The sequence below is a fragment of the Pseudomonas sp. Seg1 genome, assembly GCF_018326005.1.
Classification (GTDB): domain Bacteria; phylum Pseudomonadota; class Gammaproteobacteria; order Pseudomonadales; family Pseudomonadaceae; genus Aquipseudomonas.
The window spans coordinates 1,270,668-1,284,995 of the sequence record NZ_AP021903.1; the positions used below are offsets into that span (position 1 = coordinate 1,270,668).

Sequence of the window (14,328 nt, forward strand, 5' to 3'; positions counted from 1 at the left end):
GGACGCGGCTACTTTTCCGATGGGAGGCTTAAGACGCCTGCCCTACAGTGAACGGCAACTGCGGTGAGAGTCCGCGATTGTCGTTTCAGAGGTCGCCCATGCGCTCGCTTAAAGTCCTGATTCTTGAACCCAATCCGTTTCAGTTGATGGCATTGCATCAAATGCTCAATGCCATTGGCATCTATGACGTCCTGACCGCGCCATCGCTGCCATCGGCCTTGTGTTCTCTGGGGCATCGCGGCGCGGTCGATATTGCCATTTGCGACCCGCAACTCAAGGGCGGTGACGGCCTCGCCCTGATCCGGCATCTGGCGCAGCAGCGTGAAGCGCGAGCGCTGATCATGCTGGGTGCGGTGGCCTCGAGTCTGCTGAATGATCTCGAACCGCTGCTTTGCGAACACAGACTGCGGCTGCTGGGATGCCTGCAAACGCCGGTGTCGGCGGTGCTCATGAGAGGGTTGCTGGACAGCTACCTTATCGCCCCTTCGCCGCCTGTCGAGGCCTGAAGCGCACGGTTATTTTTCTGTCATCTTCGCGGTGCATGCTCTGAACGACCGGTAACACTCCAATGCTTGCGACCGGAATGAGGCAGAACTTTCTTCTCGGGCCGGTGGTCATTTACTGTGGACATGCCCCAGACACAATGTTTTCGGACGATTGAGTGGAGATCGAGATGGAAAGTATCAGTCTATTGCTCGGTGAGGCTCTGAGCCCGTATCAGGTTTCGTTGTCTCCAAGCGGCGCCCATGGTGAATGCCTGGTGACCTTGAAGAACAGCAGCGGTGCAATTGTGGTGGAACGCGAATTCAATCAGGCGCAACTGACCGACAAACGTCAGTTGACCGATGTTGTTGATGGCTTGCACCGAGACGTCCTGATCGCCGAAGGGCGACTGGAGCCCTGTGTGATCGCGGCGTTGCGCAATGCGGCCCTGGACAAGCGTCCGGCGCTCTGAAAATGAAATATTTTTTGTGGGAACCTTCCTGCATCCCTGTCAGTCAGACCCCATAACAGCAGGATCAAGCATTGTGCTCCGGTGCTTGTCGCTTGCTGCTACGGGTCTTTATGTAGGCCACGTTTAACCCCGAGTCGTCTCCCCACTTCTCGGGGTTTCTTTTGTCTGCAATTTGTTCACTGCGTGGCCTGCTGCTCGAAAAATGCCCGGACCTGCTCCAGGTAATCGGTGCGCATGTCGGGATCCAGCCAATCGGCATAGAGCTGGTTCAGTTGATCGTGGGGCAGGGTACGCAGTAACTGATTGATTTCGCTGATTGCCTGGCGGCCCTGAGCGGTGTCTGAGCAACCGATGTACCCCGACAGGTATTTACCGTTGCCACGGATTGGATAGAACAGCAAATCGTCTTCGGCTATTTGCGCCAGATGAGCCTGATAACGGATCTCCGGCCAATAGCCCAACACCACCTGTAACCGACCCAGTCGCTGCATCGATAGAAGACTGTTGAGGGCGTCGTTGCCGTAATGGGATGTCAGTGCGTCCTGTGGGGCCTGTCGCAACAGGTTGTCGACTCGCTCACCGTAACTGCGCTCCGCCACGACACCGACCTTCTCTTTGCCATTGGCCAAAAGCGCCGCCAGATCGATTTCCCCGTCCACCAGAAACGGTGCCAGCACCTCGCGATCTTTCTGACGCACCACCAGGCCATTACTGACAGCGCGGAAGGCCGGGATGGAAAACGCGATCCATTGCGCTCGCTCCTTGCTCCAGATCAGCGACGGGTCGCAGGTGAAGGAAGCTTCGTGGAGCATTTGCATACCCCTGGCACGGTTGACCCGCATCAGGGTGTGTTCGTATTGCGGCATGCCGGCGATGAGCATTGGCATCAAGTGATCGATGACGCCCTGACCTTTTTTCGAGCCTTCGAAAATCGTCAAGGGCGGTAAGTCGCGCAGTAACCAGATCAACGTCGGTTTGGCCTGCGTCCAAGTGGGCAGGGCCAGCAGAAACAATAAGCCGAACAACCGCCACGTCCACCAGTGGTGGGCACGATGGGTGTTCGATGTCGGCTGGCGTTTCAGCTCAAATGGCTCCGTCTTCGCGCAGTCGGGCGATCTGCTGTTCGTCATAGCCAAGATCGTGGAGTACCTGCGCATTGTGTTCACCGAGCTGCGGTCCGACCCATTCGGACGAGCCTGGCGTCTCAGAGAGTTTCGGCACGATGCCGGGCATCTTGAAGGGTTTGCCGTCGGGCAGCTTGGCGTGCAGGAACATTTCCCGGGCCAGGTATTGCGGATCGCTCAACATGTCCTCGGCGCTGAAGATGCGGCTGACTGGTACCTCGGCCTGATTGAGCAGGTCGAGCACGGTTTGCAGCGGCAGCGCATTGACCCAGCGATCGATCACGCCATACAGCTCGTCACGACGTAAGTCACGCCCGTCGTTACTGGCCAGTGTCGGGTCGTTGGCCAAGTCTTCACGACCGATCACCCGCATGAAGCGTTGGAAAATCGCATCACCATTGGCGCCGATCTGCACGTGCTTGCCGTCGGCGCTGGTGTGGATCGAGGAGGGCGTGATGCCGGGCATGATGTTGCCGGTGCGCTCGCGGATAAAACCGAACACATCGAACTCGGGCACCATGCTTTCCATCATTGCGAAAATCGCTTCATACAACGCAACGTCGACCACTTGGCCCACGCCACCGTTGACCTCGCGATGACGCAGCGCCATCAATGCGCCAATCACGCCCCATAGCGCGGCAATCGAATCACCAATGGAAATCCCGGTGCGCACCGGTGGCCGGTCTTCGAAACCGGTGATGTAGCGCAGACCGCCCATGGATTCGCCCACCGCGCCGAAGCCCGGCTGATCTTTCATCGGCCCGGTCTGACCGAAACCGGACAGGCGCACCATTACCAGTTTCGGGTTCAGCGCGTGCAGGGTTTCCCAGCTCAGGCCGAGTTTTTCCAGTACGCCGGGGCGGAAGTTCTCGATGAGGATGTCGGCTTCACTGAGCAGTTTTTTCAGGATCGCCAAACCATCGGGATGCTTGAGATTCAGCGTCAGCGACTTTTTGTTGCGTGCCTGAACGAACCACCACAACGAGGTGCCTTCGTACAATTTGCGCCACTTGCGCAGTGGGTCACCGCCGTCCGGCGATTCGATCTTGATCACTTCAGCGCCGAACTCGCCGCAAATCCGTGAAGCAAACGGCCCGGCGATCAACGTACCCAATTCAATGACTTTCACACCGCTGAGCGGTTTGTTGGCGAACGGCATACTGAATCCTGTAGGACAAGGCTGAACGGATACAGCGTTTTAACATAGCCGGCTGTCAGGCGCCCAAAGTTGATCGCCATCAATTCGATGATTGCCTACAGCATCGGTTAGACTTGCCGACTTTCCTCGTATCAAGAAGCCCGTTCATGGCCCAGCCGTCCACTACCTATAAATTCGAACTGAACCTCACCGACCTCGACCGCAGTGTCTACGAGAGCGTCAAGCAGACGATCGCCCGTCACCCTTCGGAGACCGAAGAGCGCATGACCGTGCGGCTGCTGGCCTACGCGCTCTGGTACAACGAGCAGTTGTCGTTTGGCCGTGGTCTGTCGGACGTGGATGAACCTGCGCTGTGGGAAAAGAGCCTGGATGATCGTGTTCTGCACTGGATCGAAGTTGGCCAGCCAGATGCCGATCGCCTGACCTGGTGCTCGCGTCGCACCGAACGCACCAGTCTGCTCGCCTACGGCAGCCTGCGCGTCTGGGAAACCAAAGTGATTCCGGCGATCAAGAACCTGAAAAACGTCAACATCGCCGCCGTCCCGCAGGAAGTGCTGGAGACCTTGGCCAAGGACATGCCTCGCGTTATCAAGTGGGACGTGATGATCAGCGAAGGGACGATCTTCGTCACCGACGACCGTGGTCAGCACGAAGTCCAGTTGCAATGGCTACAAGGCGAGCGCGGCTGAGCCCTCGCCCTCAACTGATTAATCACACGTATTAAAGAGAAGTCTCCGTCACCCCATGCGTATCGAACCTCGTCAACTGCCTGCCACTCTGCCATTTCTTGGTGATATCCCGCCGCTGCTGACCCGCCTGTACGCGGCGCGGGGCGTGCAGTCCGAGGCGGAGCTGGATAAAAGTCTGGCGCGGTTGATTCCGTTCCAGCAGCTCAAGGGCATCGACGCAGCGGTGGACTTGTTGGTGACCGCGCTGGAACAACGCCAGCGCATCCTCATCGTCGGCGACTTCGACGCGGACGGCGCGACAGCCAGTACCGTCGGCGTGCTCGGCCTGCGACTGTTGGGCGCGGCGCATGTCGATTATCTAGTGCCGAACCGTTTTGAATATGGCTACGGCCTGACCCCGGAAATCGTCGAAGTCGCCATGACCCGTGAGCCGCAGTTGCTGATCACGGTCGACAACGGTATCTCCAGCGTCGAAGGCGTCGCCGCCGCCAAGCGTCATGGGCTCAAAGTGCTGATCACTGACCACCACTTGCCCGGCGACGAACTGCCGCTGGCCGATGCGCTGGTCAACCCGAATCAGCCGGGCTGCGAATTCCCGAGCAAGGCGCTGGCCGGGGTCGGGGTGATTTTCTATGTGTTGATGGCATTGCGTGCGCGCTTGCGCAGTCTTGGTTGGTACGAGAGCAAGCCGCAGCCGAATATCGGCGAACTGCTGGATCTGGTGGCACTGGGCAGCGTCGCCGACGTGGTGCCGTTGGACGCTAACAACCGAATCCTGGTGCATCAAGGTCTGGAGCGGATTCGTGCCGGTCGCGCACGGCCGGGGATCAAAGCGATCCTTGAAGTGGCCAAGCGAGACGCTGCACGCATTACCTCTACCGATCTCGGTTTTATCGTCGGCCCGCGCCTGAACGCCGCCGGGCGTCTGGATGACATGAGCCTGGGCATTGAATGCCTGCTCACCGCCGACGCCAATATGGCGCGGGAAATGGCCGCACAACTGGATGGCATGAACCAGGATCGCAAATCCATCGAGCAGGGCATGCAGCGTGAAGCGCTGGCGCAGCTCAAGGACTTGCCGGTCGAATCGATGCCGTTTGGTCTGTGCCTGTTTGATCCGGAATGGCACCAGGGCGTTATCGGTATTCTCGCCTCGCGGATGAAAGAGCGTTATTTCCGCCCGACCATCGCCTTCGCTGATGCTGGCGACGGCCTGCTCAAGGGCTCGGGGCGTTCGGTGCAGGGCTTTCATATCCGCGATGCCTTGAGCGTGGTAGCGGCGCAGCATCCGGAGTTGATCAGCAAGTACGGTGGCCATGCGATGGCCGCGGGTCTGACCTTGCCGCAGGAGAATTTTCCGTTGTTTGCCGAGGCATTCGACGCTGAAGTCCGTAGGCAACTTCGCGAAGAAGATCTGACCGGGCGCTTGCTCTCGGACGGCACGCTGGCGGTTGAAGAGTTTCACCTTGAACTGGCTCGCGCCCTGCGTCACGCCGGACCTTGGGGGCAGCACTTCCCGGAGCCGCTGTTTCACGGTGTGTTCCAGTTGGTCGAGCAGCGGGTCGTGGGCGAACGGCACCTGAAAGTGGTGCTGAAAAGCGAATGCGGGTCGGTGAAGCTCGACGGTATTGCGTTCGGTATCGACCGCGAGGTCTGGCCGAATCCGACCATTCAATGGGTTGAGCTGGCTTACAAACTCGATGTGAACGAGTTCCGGGGCAACGAAACCGTGCAACTGATGATTGCCCACATCGAACCGCGTTGACGCCATTCGCGAGCAGGCTCGCTCCCACAGGTACGGTGTTGTCTTTGTGGGAGCGAGCCTGCTCGCGAAAGCACCCTTTCACACACTGAATCACTCTGAACCCTCCCTCATCCCCGGTTGTCGACTAGGCTCTAAGCACTGCTTGATTGGCCTTGTGACGTCTTGTCGATTTTTTTGCCCGCGGGGGCGGGTGCTGTACCTTTTTCTGTCACTCGTCGACTTTTCAAACAGAACCCTGGAGCCTGCCCACTGATTCGAGAGGTGCCCCATGAGTCTGCTGCTTGAACCCTTTACCCTGCGCCAACTGATCTTGCCCAACCGCATCGCCGTATCACCCATGTGCCAGTATTCCAGCGTCGATGGCCTGGCCAACGACTGGCACCTGGTCCACCTCGGTAGCCGCGCGGTGGGTGGCGCCGGCTTGGTATTCACCGAAGCCACGGCAGTCACCGCCGACGGACGGATAACCGCCGAAGACCTCGGCCTGTGGAACGACGAACAGATCGAACCGCTGCAACGCATCACCCGCTTCATCACGTCTCAGGGCGCTGTCGCCGGCATCCAGCTGGCCCACGCCGGGCGCAAGGCCAGCACCCATCGGCCGTGGATTGGCAAGCACGGCAGCGTCAAACTCGACGATGGCGGCTGGACCCCGGTCGGGCCTTCGCCGATTGCCTTTGACCCGCAACACACACAACCGAAACAGCTCGATGAGGGGCAGGTAGCCGAGGTCATTCAGGCGTTTGTCGATGCCGCCAAACGTGCGTTGACGGCGGGGTTCAGTGTGGTTGAAGTGCATGCCGCGCACGGTTATCTGCTGCATCAGTTTCTTTCGCCGCTGAGCAATCAACGTCGCGATCAGTACGGCGGTTCGTTCGAAAACCGCATTCGGCTGGTACTGCAAGTCACCGAAGCCGTCCGCGCTGTCTGGCCGGAGGAATTGCCGCTGTTTGTCCGCGTGTCGGCCACCGACTGGGTCGAGGACGGCTGGAACCCGGACGAAACCGTTGAGCTGGCGCGACGTCTGCACACCCTGGGCGCGGATCTGATTGACGTTTCGTCCGGAGGCACCGCCGCCAACGCCGAGATTCCCGTAGGACCGGGCTACCAGACGCGTTTCGCCGAACGTGTACGCAAAGAGTCAGGCATCGCCACCGGCACTGTGGGAATGATTACCGAACCTGCGCAAGCCGAACACATCCTGCGTACCTGTCAGGCCGACATCATCTTTCTCGCCCGTGAACTGCTGCGTGATCCTTACTGGCCGCTGCATGCCGATGATGACCTCGGTGGACGCAAAGCGGTGTGGCCGGCGCAGTATCAGCGCGCGACTCATCGTGATCAGCCGATTCATGAGTCTGATTTGCGCGATTGATTGATTTTCATCTTTTGATTATGCAGTGCCTGGGGAGCCGCCATCGCTGGCAAGCCAGCTCCCACAGGTTTTGTGTTGAAACACGGCCAACGTGTCAACGTTGAACACTGTGGGAGCTGGCTTGCCAGCGATGAGGCCCGTCCAGGCACCTCAAGTCATCAAGGATACTTACGCTTGTCCGGCGCCGGCGGGAAGTACTGGTACAACCAGGTCTCGCTCAACGTGCGGTCATTGGTGCGAATGAACAACCGCAGCTCCACCGGCTCAACGCTGTCACTGGTCGGATACCAGTCGAACAGGATCCGGTAACCCTTGATGTCATCCAGCACCAACACGCTGAAGTCCTGCACCTTGCCGTTCGAGCAGGTCACCACCGGTTCGATCCCGGTGCCCTGCGGCAGGCGATCCAGGCCGCCACCGGTGAAGTCCACGGCAAAGCGACGGGCCCAGACTGGCGGATAATGCTCGCCCGGCGCCCAGCCTTCGGTGAACCCCCCCATGCCGGAACGGGTGGCATGCACTCGCGCCAACGGCGTACCCACTGGCGGCAGTGCGCTCCAGTAAAGCTTGTAGCCATAGTTCAGCGAATCCCCGGCGGCCACCGGTTTTTTCGGTGTCCAGAACGCCACGATGTTATCGAGGGTTTCGCCGGTTGTAGGAATTTCCAGCAGATCGATAGAGCCTTCGCCCCATGCGGTTGTAGGTTCTACCCACAGACTCGGGCGCTTGCTGTACCAGTCGACGGTGTCCTGATAGTTGGCAAACTCGTGATCGGTCTGCACCAGGCCAAAACCTTTCGGATCAGTGTCGGCAAACGCGTTGAATTGCAGAGTCGCCGGGTTGTTCAGCGGTCGACAGATCCATTCGCCGTTGCCGCGCCACATCGCCAGGCGATCCGAATCATGGATCTGCGGGTGAATGGTGTCGCACATGCGGCGCTCGTGGGTGCCGCAGCTGAACATGCTGGTCATCGGCGAGATACCCAGTTGCTCAATGGCCGTGCGCGCATTGATGTGCGCGTCGACTTCCATCACCACGCGCTCGGCCTGGCAATCGATGTCAAAGCGGTACGCGCCAGTGGCGCTCGGCGAATCGAGCAGGGCGTAGACCACGAACCGCGTGGCGTTCTTGTCCGGTGTCTCGAACCAGAACTTGGTGAAGTCAGGGAATTCTTCGCGTTTTTTCGCGTAAGTGTCGATCGCCAGACCGCGTGCGGAGAGGCCATATTGGCCAGTCGCATCCACTGCACGGAAATAGCTGGCGCCGAGGAACGACAGCACGTCATGTCGATCCAGCTCCGGCGCCTTGAACAGCTTGAAGCCGGCAAAACCCAAGTCGCCTTTCAACTGTTGAGTGTCGACCGAGGTGTTTTCATAGTTGAACAACGCCGGGCGGAAATGCACCTCGCGGGCGGTACGGGTCTTGGCATCGACGCTATACATGCGCACCGGCTGACGGAAACCCATGCCAACGTGGAAGAACTGCACGTCCAGTTGGCCCTTGTTCTCCTTCCACAACGAATGCTCGCCGTCGTAGCGGATCGCGTTGAAGTTTTGCGGGGTCATGGTCGCCAAGGTCGGCGGCAACACCTGCTTGGTGTCCTGATAGCCGTTGCCGGCCAATTGTTTGGCCTGACGCTTGAGCGCTTCGAAGTCAAAGGCCTGAGCCTCGCCATCAGCCGCGCCACCATTGCCAGCCCAGGCACGGCTAGCCAGCAGGCCGGTGGCCGACAGACCGGTGTAAGCCGCAATGGCCATGGACGCTTTGAGCAAATTCCTGCGGTGCATAAATACAACCTGTCGTGTGCAATCCCGCGCCTTTCCTGGCACGTGCTGGATCAGAAATTACGGTTCGGACAAGCCTTCGGCCAAACGCAACGGACTATAAACAGATGCCGGCTAGCTTAAACGGTTCGATTGTCGAGCAGAAATGATTGATTACAAGGCTCAATCTGGCAATGAAACAAGACATGTCAGTATTTTTTCCGACAGGGCTTTCTGAATTACACGGCATATCTGCTTTTTTCGACTAATTACTCTAAATAACCCTTTTCAGCGCCGATTTAATTTCTATTCTATGGGCATGACCGGTCGCGAACCTTCAGACCGGTGGGGCACACGACGCTGCTGAAAGGGGCAGGGCGATGTGGTTGTTGAGCAGTTCTTTGACGTATTAGAGAAGGACATCGTCCATGGCAAAAATACAAGGCATCACCGACATGTTGGGCATCTTTCCCTGCCTCGGCAGCGGCCGCAAAAGACGCCGGCTCAGCTCTGATGAGCTGAAGCTGGTGGAGCGTTATCGAGAGCTTTCGGAGAGCGACCGGATCGCGATGAGGTACCTGGTGGATGCGATGAGGAGTGTTTCGCGGTTTTGAGTGGAAATAAAAAGGGGCGGACTTAAAGGTCTGCCCCTTTTTATTTGGATCAGCTACACGTTCCCAATACTGGATACGGCCGCTGGCCGTGCATCAACTCCGGCGCATCCCGCCATTTGACCCACGCCTGCTGTTGCCAGTGCAGCAACGGCACAGTAACGCCTGCCCAATGCATTGAGCTCAAGCTCGGGTGGTTTTCCACAGGGCTTGATTGGGTTTCGCGCAGCGTCGGGATCACTTCATGGCTCAGCCATTGGCGCAGGTGTCGGTTTTCCGGGACGAAGTGATGGACGAGCAGGGCGTACAGGCCGGATTCGCTGACCATCGCGCAATCGATAATTTCGCCATCCCGACGCAGGAGGACATGGCGGCGCTGATCGGGATCGAGTTTCAGGGTGAGGCGTTCGTTTAGCGGATAGCCCATCAGACGACCGAGATCCTGAACACAGAACCAGGCTTCGTGGTCTTGCATGAAGGCGTGGAGGAAGCGGTTGTGGCGGGTGAAGATTGTGGGGGTGAAGAAGTCAGAACTTTCAGAAAGATTTTGGACGTGGTTAGGCATTTGTCGACTCCAATGTTGAGAATAGAGCCGCCACTCAAATGAGTGCGGTCACGCCGTTTTGATATTTACTCCGGCTCCGACACCGGGCCGCTGATTTCGCCGCCGAGAGAAAGCCTATCGGCTAGCCACCCAAGACGCCAAGTCGGCTCTATCGATACCTTCTGTAGGAAGGCGGGCTTATTTCTGAAGGCAGTATCTGTAGGAAATGCCTGATTTTGTAGTGTCAGCAGCAACCGACCGCCCAAGCCTTAGTTTTTCCTTTATCTATTTGGGTCCACGGAATGAACTGCATGGGTGCCACCAGGGCTAAGAGGTCGAGGCCTGCAATACGGTAAAAATAATCCTGCGATAAGCGGCGGTTGCGGATATCTCGATCAAGTAATACGTTGTTCCATTGAGTAATACTTTAGGGGTATGACATGTCGACGACCATGACCAGCAAGGGGCAAGTCACAATTCCCAAGCCAATTCGTGATGCTTTGCATCTTACGCCGGGCTCGGCCATTGAGTTCAGCGTCAACGATCATGGCGAAGTGGTTCTGCATAGTGCTAAGCGCGAATCGGGAAAAGCGCGAGCTCCTGATCGATTTGATGCCGTAAGGGGCAAAGCCGATATCAAATGGCGAACCGATGATTTAATGGCCTTGCTCCGAGGGGATGATTGATGGTGCTGGTCGATACGAATGTGTTGATTGATGTGCTCGAAGACGATCCGGTCTGGGCCGATTGGTCGATTCAGCAACTTCGTGCTCAATCACTGATCCATGAGTTAGCTATCAATCCGATAGTTTATGCAGAGCTATCACAGACATTTTCGACGTTTGAGGCATTGGACGGAGTAGTGAATCAACTGGGATTGGTCATGCAGGACATTCCCAGACCCGCACTGTTTTTAGCTGGTAAGGCCTTCGTGAAGTATCGGAAGGTTGGCGGTGGAAAGCATAATGTTCTGGCGGATTTTTTCATCGGAGCACATGCGGCCGTTAAAAAATTGCCCTTGTTGACAAGAGACTCCAAGCGTTACCGCAATTATTTCCCTTCAGTCGAATTGATAACGCCGTCCTGAGCTTATGGATTGCTACACGACGTGCGGTCTCGCAAATCGCCCCGGTAACAATGAATCTACCGGGGCGATTCTGCTTTATCGACTCACCTTCCACGCATCCCCAGCCGGCGCCTTGCCATGGTCATACGGCTTGCCAATCCACATATAAACTAGGCCCAAGCCAATCACGATCGCAGTGCTCAACACCATCGCATAGTTCACATACCAAGCCGCATCCGGTGTACGTGGCCAGGCCATGTTGATGATTGCGCCAACGCCATACACCAGCGCGCCGATATTCACTGGCCAGCCCCAAGCACCAAGGGTGAATTTGCCGCTCGGTTTCCAGCCTTTACTGCGGGCGTACAGCGCGGCCAGTACGATCATCTGGAACGCGAGGTAGATACCGATGGCGGCGAAACTGACGATGGTCGCCACTGCGTCTTGCAGGAAGAAACCGAGGGCGATGATCAGGGCGGGCAGGACGCCGGACACGAACAGTGCGGCAACCGGAACCTGGGTGGTAGGAGAAATCTTCTTCAGCAGTCGGCTGCCGATGACCATTTCGTCGCGAGCGTAGGAGTACAGCAGGCGGCTCGCCGCTGCTTGTAGGCTGATGACGCAGGAGATGAAGGAAATCATCACCACGCCCATCACCACTTTAGAGCCGATCGGGCCGAACGCATTGTTGAGGATGGTGGTGACCGGGTCTTTGTCGGTGCCGTTGATCACCGCTTGCATATCCGGCACGGCGAGGATCAGCGCCAGGCAAGCGAACATCGCGGCGATGCCGCCAATGTAGATGGTCATGCGCATGGCCACCGGGATTTTTGCGCTTGGGTTCGGGGTTTCTTCGGCGACATCACCGCAAGCCTCGAAGCCGTAGTAGAGGAACATTCCCGCCAATGAAGCCGTGAGGAACGCCGGCAGGTACGAGCCGTCGACGCTGATGTCGAAGGTGTTGAACAGCACACTGAGCGGCTGGTGGCGTTCGAAGATCAGCAGGTAAACGCCGACGATCACCGCGCCGACCAGTTCGCAGAGGAAGCCGAACATGGCGATCCGTGCCAGCACTTTGGTGCCGCTGAGGTTGACCAGCGTGGCGAACAGGGTCAGCACCAAAGCAATGACAATGTTGGTGTTGTTGCTCGGCTCAAAACCGAGCATGGCGGCCAGGTACGGTCCAGCACCGACGGCGACTGCAGCGATGGTCACGCAGAGGGCGATGGAGTAGATCCAGCCGACCATCCACGCCCATTTCTTGCCCACCAAACGGCGCGCCCAAGGGTACACGCCGCCGGAAATCGGGAACTGCGAAACCACTTCGCCGAAGATCAGGCACACCAGCAATTGGCCGCAACCGACCAGCAAGTAGGCCCAGAACATCGGTGGCCCGCCAGCGGCGAGGCACAGGCCGAAGAGGGTATAAACCCCTACGACCGGTGACAGATACGTGAAGCCTAAAGCGAAGTTTTCCCACAGGCTCATGCTGCGGTTGAAGTTCGAGGTGTAGCCCAGTTTGCGCAGTTGTTCGGCATCGCTGTCGGCAACGGCTGCGGCGAGATCGGGTGAGGCACTCATATGTGTTTGCTCCGTGAAATCGGCAGATTTCGGATGGCCAAGGCCGTGGCGGGGCCATGCAGGCACCGCCCGGATCGGTAGTTATTGTTTTGGGATCCTGGTGGTGCGTAATGCCGGTTTCCTTCCTGAAACCGAGGTGACGCCATCGCTGGCAAGCCAGCTCCCACAAGGGCTGCACTGAACCTTGTGGGAGCTGGCTTGCCAGCGATGCTTTTAGTGCTTGAACATCACATGCCGAACCGTGGTGTAGTCCTCCAGCCCATACATGGACATGTCTTTCCCGTAACCTGACAACTTCTGACCGCCATGGGGCATTTCGCTGACGAGCATGAAGTGCGTGTTCACCCACGTGCAGCCGTACTGCAAACGCGCCGACATGCGATGTGCGCGTCCTACATCCGCCGTCCATACGGAGGAAGCGAGGCCGTAGTCCGAATCGTTGGCCCACTCCAGCGCCTGCGCTTCATCGGTGAACTTCGTCACCGAAACCACCGGCCCAAACACTTCGCGGCGGACGATTTCGTCGTCCTGCTGCGCATCGGCCAGTACGGTCGGTTCAAAGAAGAACCCGTTGCCGTCGACAGCCTTGCCGCCAGTGATCAAGCGAATGTGTGGCTGTGCCACCGCTCGCTCGACAAACCCGGCAACACGGTCGCGATGTTGCGCAGTGATCAACGGCCCAAGCTCAGTCGACGGATCATCCTGCAAGCCGTACTTGATTGTGCTCACCGCCGCGCCAAGCTTCTCGACAAACTTGTCGTAGATGTCTTGTTGCGCATAGATCCGGCACGCAGCGGTGCAATCCTGCCCTGCGTTGTAGAAGCCGAAGGTACGAATGCCTTCAACTGCCGCATCGATATCGGCGTCGTCGAAGATGATCACCGGCGCCTTGCCGCCCAGTTCCATGTGCATGCGTTTAACACTGTCGGCGGTGCTGGAAATGATATTGGCGCCCGTGGCGATGGAGCCCGTTAGCGAAACCATGCGCACTTTCGGGTGTGTAACCAACGGACTGCCGACGGTAGGACCACGGCCGAATACCAGATTGAGCACACCGGCCGGGAAAATTTCCGACGCCAGTTCGGCCAGACGCAACGCGGTCAGCGGGGTTTGTTCCGACGGCTTGAGCACCACGGTATTACCCGCAGCCAGCGCCGGGGCGATTTTCCAGGCGACCATCATCAGCGGGTAGTTCCACGGCGCGATGGAGGCAATGACGCCGACCGGATCGCGACGGATCATCGAGGTGTGACCGGGCAGGTATTCGCCACCCGCCGAACCGCTCATGCAACGGCTGGCGCCGGCGAAGAAGCGGAACACGTCGGCAATCGCCGGGATCTCGTCGTTGAGCGCCGCGCTGTAGGGTTTGCCGCAGTTATCGGATTCGAGTTTGGCCAGTTCTTCGCCGTGGGCTTCGATGGCGTCGGCGAGTTTGAGCAGTAGCAGGGAGCGGTCTTTCGGCGCTGTTTGCGACCAGTCGGCGAAGGCATTGTCGGCGGCGCGTACGGCGGCATCGACCTGGGCTTCGGTGGCTTCGTTGATTTCCACTAGCACTTCGCCGAGTGCCGGGTTGAGCACCGGTTGGGCGGGGCCTTCGCCGTTGACCAGGTGGCCGTTGATCAAGAGTTTGGTTTGCATGGGTTTGTCCTCACTAACACTTTTGTTGTTCTGGCCGAATCGAGAACCCTGTGGGAGC

Annotated in this window: 14 protein-coding genes; 8 read left to right on the top strand and 6 right to left on the bottom strand. The window is 58.3% G+C overall.

From position 1 onward, the window contains the following. Nucleotides 1-98 precede the first annotated feature (98 nt). A complete protein-coding gene (locus KI231_RS05475; RefSeq protein ID WP_103306402.1) occupies nucleotides 99-506 on the top strand; it encodes a response regulator in 408 nt (135 codons plus the stop codon). Nucleotides 507-673: 167 nt separating this feature from the next. Further along, complete coding sequence (locus KI231_RS05480; RefSeq protein ID WP_103306403.1) at nucleotides 674-955, top strand: DUF3509 domain-containing protein; 282 nt, start codon at nucleotides 674-676, stop codon at nucleotides 953-955. A 176-nt stretch (nucleotides 956-1,131) separates the two neighbouring features. Here the strand turns inward: KI231_RS05480 and KI231_RS05485 are convergent, their stop codons facing one another. Both KI231_RS05485 and KI231_RS05490 read right to left on the bottom strand, forming a co-directional pair. Further along, on the bottom strand, nucleotides 1,132-2,085 hold the full coding sequence (locus tag KI231_RS05485; protein ID WP_213027654.1) for a TIGR02285 family protein: 954 nt from the start codon (nucleotides 2,083-2,085) through the stop codon (nucleotides 1,132-1,134). Next, entirely contained in the window at nucleotides 2,039-3,238 is a 1,200-nt protein-coding gene (locus KI231_RS05490; RefSeq protein ID WP_213027655.1) for a CaiB/BaiF CoA transferase family protein, read from the bottom strand. Before KI231_RS05490 ends, KI231_RS05485 begins: the two co-directional genes overlap by 47 nt. 146 nt (nucleotides 3,239-3,384) lie before the next feature. Here KI231_RS05490 and KI231_RS05495 point away from each other — a divergent pair, with 146 nt between their 5' ends. The 3 genes from KI231_RS05495 to KI231_RS05505 all read left to right on the top strand — a co-directional run bounded on the left by KI231_RS05495 (nucleotide 3,385) and on the right by KI231_RS05505 (nucleotide 7,067). Then, nucleotides 3,385-3,927, top strand: coding sequence for a YaeQ family protein (locus KI231_RS05495; protein WP_007908961.1), 543 nt, complete (start codon nucleotides 3,385-3,387; stop codon nucleotides 3,925-3,927). A gap of 55 nt (nucleotides 3,928-3,982) precedes the next feature. Next, the gene (gene recJ / locus KI231_RS05500) at nucleotides 3,983-5,692 is read left to right on the top strand and encodes a single-stranded-DNA-specific exonuclease RecJ (RefSeq protein WP_103306406.1); all 1,710 of its coding nucleotides are present in this window, start codon (nucleotides 3,983-3,985) and stop codon (nucleotides 5,690-5,692) included. Nucleotides 5,693-5,960: 268 nt separating this feature from the next. Further along, nucleotides 5,961-7,067, top strand: coding sequence for an NADH:flavin oxidoreductase/NADH oxidase (locus KI231_RS05505; RefSeq protein ID WP_213027656.1), 1,107 nt, complete (start codon nucleotides 5,961-5,963; stop codon nucleotides 7,065-7,067). 158 nt (nucleotides 7,068-7,225) lie between these two features. On the opposite strand, the gene KI231_RS05510 is transcribed toward KI231_RS05505, so the two are convergent. After that, the gene (locus KI231_RS05510) at nucleotides 7,226-8,854 is read right to left on the bottom strand and encodes a glucan biosynthesis protein D (RefSeq protein ID WP_103306408.1); all 1,629 of its coding nucleotides are present in this window, start codon (nucleotides 8,852-8,854) and stop codon (nucleotides 7,226-7,228) included. Between the two features lie 404 nt (nucleotides 8,855-9,258). On the opposite strand from KI231_RS05510, the gene KI231_RS05515 reads away from it, so the two are divergent. Continuing rightward, nucleotides 9,259-9,444, top strand: a complete 186-nt coding sequence (locus tag KI231_RS05515; RefSeq protein ID WP_103306409.1) for a hypothetical protein — start codon at nucleotides 9,259-9,261, stop codon at nucleotides 9,442-9,444. A 49-nt stretch (nucleotides 9,445-9,493) separates the two neighbouring features. On the opposite strand, the gene KI231_RS05520 is transcribed toward KI231_RS05515, so the two are convergent. After that, complete coding sequence (locus tag KI231_RS05520) at nucleotides 9,494-10,006, bottom strand: BRO-N domain-containing protein (protein ID WP_213027657.1); 513 nt, start codon at nucleotides 10,004-10,006, stop codon at nucleotides 9,494-9,496. Nucleotides 10,007-10,425: 419 nt separating this feature from the next. Between KI231_RS05520 and KI231_RS05525 the strand changes: the two genes are divergently transcribed. Both KI231_RS05525 and KI231_RS05530 read left to right on the top strand, forming a co-directional pair. Continuing rightward, nucleotides 10,426-10,671 (top strand): AbrB/MazE/SpoVT family DNA-binding domain-containing protein, encoded by a 246-nt coding sequence (locus KI231_RS05525; protein WP_082341390.1) that lies wholly within the window; start codon nucleotides 10,426-10,428, stop codon nucleotides 10,669-10,671. Then, a complete protein-coding gene (locus tag KI231_RS05530) occupies nucleotides 10,671-11,072 on the top strand; it encodes a type II toxin-antitoxin system VapC family toxin (RefSeq protein WP_103306411.1) in 402 nt (133 codons plus the stop codon). The genes KI231_RS05525 and KI231_RS05530 overlap by 1 nt, the downstream gene beginning before the upstream one ends. 75 nt (nucleotides 11,073-11,147) lie before the next feature. On the opposite strand, the gene KI231_RS05535 is transcribed toward KI231_RS05530, so the two are convergent. Together KI231_RS05535 and KI231_RS05540 are read right to left on the bottom strand one after the other, a co-directional pair. After that, the gene (locus KI231_RS05535; protein WP_213027658.1) at nucleotides 11,148-12,632 is read right to left on the bottom strand and encodes an APC family permease; all 1,485 of its coding nucleotides are present in this window, start codon (nucleotides 12,630-12,632) and stop codon (nucleotides 11,148-11,150) included. 213 nt (nucleotides 12,633-12,845) lie between these two features. After that, on the bottom strand, nucleotides 12,846-14,270 hold the full coding sequence (locus KI231_RS05540) for a gamma-aminobutyraldehyde dehydrogenase (RefSeq protein ID WP_213027659.1): 1,425 nt from the start codon (nucleotides 14,268-14,270) through the stop codon (nucleotides 12,846-12,848). Nucleotides 14,271-14,328: the final 58 nt, after the last annotated feature.

Bases quoted from the DNA above. Each gene is read 5' to 3' on its own strand.
- KI231_RS05475 (WP_103306402.1), top strand. From the start codon at position 99: ATGCGCTCGCTTAAAGTCCTGATTCTTGAACCCAATCCGTTTCAGTTG.
- KI231_RS05480 (WP_103306403.1), top strand. From the start codon at position 674: ATGGAAAGTATCAGTCTATTGCTCGGTGAGGCTCTGAGCCCGTATCAG.
- KI231_RS05485 (WP_213027654.1), bottom strand. From the start codon at position 2,085: ATGACGAACAGCAGATCGCCCGACTGCGCGAAGACGGAGCCATTTGAG.
- KI231_RS05490 (WP_213027655.1), bottom strand. From the start codon at position 3,238: ATGCCGTTCGCCAACAAACCGCTCAGCGGTGTGAAAGTCATTGAATTG.
- KI231_RS05495 (WP_007908961.1), top strand. From the start codon at position 3,385: ATGGCCCAGCCGTCCACTACCTATAAATTCGAACTGAACCTCACCGAC.
- recJ (WP_103306406.1), top strand. From the start codon at position 3,983: ATGCGTATCGAACCTCGTCAACTGCCTGCCACTCTGCCATTTCTTGGT.
- KI231_RS05505 (WP_213027656.1), top strand. From the start codon at position 5,961: ATGAGTCTGCTGCTTGAACCCTTTACCCTGCGCCAACTGATCTTGCCC.
- KI231_RS05510 (WP_103306408.1), bottom strand. From the start codon at position 8,854: ATGCACCGCAGGAATTTGCTCAAAGCGTCCATGGCCATTGCGGCTTAC.
- KI231_RS05515 (WP_103306409.1), top strand. From the start codon at position 9,259: ATGGCAAAAATACAAGGCATCACCGACATGTTGGGCATCTTTCCCTGC.
- KI231_RS05520 (WP_213027657.1), bottom strand. From the start codon at position 10,006: ATGCCTAACCACGTCCAAAATCTTTCTGAAAGTTCTGACTTCTTCACC.
- KI231_RS05525 (WP_082341390.1), top strand. From the start codon at position 10,426: ATGTCGACGACCATGACCAGCAAGGGGCAAGTCACAATTCCCAAGCCA.
- KI231_RS05530 (WP_103306411.1), top strand. From the start codon at position 10,671: ATGGTGCTGGTCGATACGAATGTGTTGATTGATGTGCTCGAAGACGAT.
- KI231_RS05535 (WP_213027658.1), bottom strand. From the start codon at position 12,632: ATGAGTGCCTCACCCGATCTCGCCGCAGCCGTTGCCGACAGCGATGCC.
- KI231_RS05540 (WP_213027659.1), bottom strand. From the start codon at position 14,270: ATGCAAACCAAACTCTTGATCAACGGCCACCTGGTCAACGGCGAAGGC.